The organism is Myxococcus sp. CA039A (assembly GCF_013336645.1).
Lineage (GTDB): Bacteria > Myxococcota > Myxococcia > Myxococcales > Myxococcaceae > Myxococcus > Myxococcus llanfairpwllgwyngyllgogerychwyrndrobwllllantysiliogogogochensis.
Map to the genome: position 1 here is coordinate 1 of NZ_JABUMQ010000569.1, position 3,391 is coordinate 3,391.

Sequence of the window (3,391 nt, forward strand, 5' to 3'; positions counted from 1 at the left end):
GTCCCCGCGCCCCCTCCCCCCATTTCCACGCCCTCGCCGCCTCGCGAGCCGGGTGCCATCGCCCGGCTGACGCGGGGGCTCCGAGGACTGCCCGCGGCGCCGCGCTGGTGGGGCCCTGGCTGTGGTGGCATGGCCGGCTGGCTCAAGCGCGTACCCGCGGGGATGACTCCACCCACGGTGGACCTGACCCGCCGCTTCCACGACCTGCTGCGAGCCGTGCGCGAGGGCGAGCCCGTGCTCCCGGACGAAGCGCGGCGCCATCAGTACGTGCTGGTGCGCGGGATGCTGGGGGACGAGCTGCCCGGCTACCTGCTGGACAACGTGCAGCGACTGGAGCGCCGGGGCCTGGACGTGCTCGAGGCGTCGGTGGACACGGAGGGGTTGCTGCTCGACAACGTCGCGGTGCTGCGCGAAGCACTGCTGGACGCGGAGCACTTCGGCCGCTCGGTGGTGCTGGTGGGACACAGCAAGGGCGGCGTCGAGTGCACCGCCGTGCTCGCCCTGTACCCGGAGCTGCGCCGGGTGGTGCGCGCGGTGGTGACGCTCCAGGCGCCTTATGGCGGCTCGTCCATCGCCCATGACCTGGCCTCGACGCCGGACATGCGCAGGCTCATCGACTTCGCCTTCCCGCTGCTTTTCCACGGAGTGTCCCGCTCGGTGGAGGAGCTGTCCTATCCCCAGCGCATGGCGTTCATCCGCCAGCACCCGTATCCGGCGGACATCCCCACCGTGTCGCTGGCCACCTCGCGGCTGTCCCGCCTGTCGTCGCTCTATCCGCTCCAGCGCTACCTGGACGAGCGCTACCGCTACGCGTCCGACGGCATGGTGACCGCGCTGGACGCGGAGGTGCCTGGCGCGCGCGTGGTGCGACTGGACGACATGGACCACGCGGAGGCCGCGCTGCGCGCCTTCCCGGGACTGGGCCGCTACCACCCCGGCGATGTCACCGAGGTGATGGTGGCGCTGGCGCTCCAGACGCCTTGAAACCACCGCCGCGATGTCAGGTCGGCGGCGTCAGCGACACGCGCCGCATCACGCTGTCGATGGTGGCGAAGTGCAGCGCCAGGTCCTCCACCCGCTTGGCCAGCAGGGTGTCTTCCTTCATCGCGCGGATGAGGTCCTGGCGGGAGACGCCGGACAGCCCGGCCAGGTCGGCCACCAGCGCATCCACGGCGCCCTTCGCGAGCTTCACGTGGTCGCGCGCGGCGATGGCCCTGAGCGCCAGCGCCAACGTCAGCCGTCGCTCCGTGTCCGCGCGGGTGAGGGGCTCCCTGAGCCAGCCCTCCAGCGCCTCCTGAAGCTCGTTCGGCTGGAAGTCCTTGCGAATCAGCATGGGGCGTTCGGTCTCCGCCCAGCGGCGGCGAATCTCCTCGTCCACCAGCGCGGGCGTCAGCGTCACCTTCGTGCGCGACACCACTTCGTCCAGCACGCGCTCCTGGGTGAGCCGGTCCATCTCCTCGGTGCGCTCGCGGGCGAGCGTGTCACCCAGGTGGGCCATCACGTCGGTGAGGGTGCCCAGCCCCAGGCGCTTGAGCAGCTCCGGCGAGTCATCCTCCAACAGCTTCAACTCGGAGGCCGCCTTCACGTCGAGCAGGAAGCGCGCCGTCACGCCGCGCAGCGACTCCACCACGTAGGTGTCCGGCAGCTTCAGCTCGATGCCGAAGGACTGGCCCACCTTCGCGCCCACCAGCGCCTCGAAGAATCCGGGCAGCAGCGCGTCTGGCGCGACCTCCGCGCGCCAGTTCTCCCTCGCGGAGTAGGGGATGAGCCGACCGTCGGCGAAGCCGAGCACGTCCAGCAGCACCTCGTCGTCGGGCCCCACCGCCTCGCCCGCCAGTCGCTCACGGCGGTCGGCGTGCTGGCGGCGCAGCGAATCGAAGCGCTCCACCAGGGCCTGCTCGTCGATGGGGCCGGGTGCGACCACGGCCACCGTCAGCCCTTCCAGGGACGGCGCCTGCACGGTGGGGAGGGAGACAGGCTCGGTGCTGCCCAGCGACAGCGACGCGGGCATGCGCTTCATGATTCCGAGCGCGTGCAGCTCGGCCAGCGAGCGCGCACCGCCACCCTTCGGGTCGTTCTGGGACGTCATGCTTCCTCCGCTCCGAAGCGTCCGGATAGCACAGAGCGAAGGAGGCGCGCGGTGCCTAGAAGAACGCGCCCACGAAGCTGGACACCGTCGAGACGACGGCGCCCGCCTGGCTGACCACCGGGATATTGGTGGCCGCGGCGATGGAGCCCAGCGCGGTGACGCCGGCGGTGACCTTCTTGCCCACCGCGGCGTTCGGGTCCGCGAGCGTGCTCGCGGCGGCGGCGGTGTCCGCGGCGGCGATGGCGACGTTGAGGCCCGGCGCGAAGCGGCCCGCGGCCCTGGCCACGGCCGTGCCGCCCCCCTGCAGCGCGGTGCGAGCGGCGTTGGCGCCCAGACGACCCGCGTCCTCCAGTCCCTCGCCCGCGGCGCGAGCGGCGGCGTGACGCGTGACCTGGCGGGACGAGCCCTGCGCGGCCTCGGACGCGGCGGAGGTCGCCACGCGGTTCGCCACGGCGCCCGTGGCCTCCGGCGCGGCCTGCGTGAAGGCGGTGCGCGCCGCGTTGGCCGCCGCGCGGAAGTTGCTCACGTTGCCCGCGAGGTCCAGGCCCCCCTTGGCCACGTTGAGACCGGTGGACGCGAGGCCCGACACGGAGCCGAGCGCCCTGTTGGCGGACTCGCCGGACGGGTTGCGGAAGGCATCGCGCACGTCGCGGAACGACAGGTAGGCCGCGCCCGGGAGCTGCGCCACGCTGGCCGCCGTGGACACGCCGCCGGCCCAGCGGGCGCTTCGGGTGTTCACGCCTTCCACGGTGGTGCCGGTGAGCCCCGTCTCGAGCGGTCCGAAGCGGATGGGGCCCTGCGTGCGACGCACCTGGGTGGCGCCCACCGCGTCGGAGAACTGCCTCACCCCGTTGGTTCCCCGGGCCACCTCGTTGCCAAGCTGCTCCCAGCGGTCCGACCTCGCGGCGGGCGGCGCCAGGACGTCAGCCCGGGGCGCCGGAGGCGGCGCGGCCGACGGCTGTGCGGGCCGAGCAGTGGGAGCGGAACTCGGGGCGGTGGGACGAGGCTCGATGGGCGCCAACTCAGGACTCCAGACGCAATTCAGGGTGTTCTGTGGGGATCATCGTGCCCTGGTTCCAGATGTTGCGTCGACCCGGGTCGCTGGCGGGCGATTTTGCCTCCCAGACAACGCCCTGCCCGCGCGGGACGACGTAACCCCCTGTAATCCGGCGGAGGTCGGGTAATCTGCGCGCCCCATGAACATCCGAATCCTCAGCGCCCTCCTCCTGTGCCTCACCGTCGCCGCCTGCAAGGACTCCGAGAAGAAGGAATCCACGGGTGGTTCCACCCCCGCCTCCGCCA

General features: G+C 72.4%; 3 protein-coding genes. 1 reads left to right on the forward strand and 2 read right to left on the reverse strand.

Annotated features, from left to right (window positions below; translation table 11 throughout):
• Positions 1–21: 21 nt before the first annotated feature.
• On the forward strand, positions 22–984 hold the full coding sequence (locus HR086_RS45760) for a lipase (protein WP_141647439.1): 963 nt from the start codon (positions 22–24) through the stop codon (positions 982–984).
• Positions 985–1,000: 16 nt separating this feature from the next.
• Here HR086_RS45760 and HR086_RS45765 read toward each other — a convergent pair whose 3' ends face one another.
• On the reverse strand, positions 1,001–2,089 hold the full coding sequence (locus HR086_RS45765) for a peptidylprolyl isomerase (protein WP_174459673.1): 1,089 nt from the start codon (positions 2,087–2,089) through the stop codon (positions 1,001–1,003).
• 55 nt (positions 2,090–2,144) lie between these two features.
• Positions 2,145–3,110 (reverse strand): hypothetical protein, encoded by a 966-nt coding sequence (locus HR086_RS45770; RefSeq protein WP_141647426.1) that lies wholly within the window; start codon positions 3,108–3,110, stop codon positions 2,145–2,147.
• Positions 3,111–3,391 lie beyond the last annotated feature (281 nt).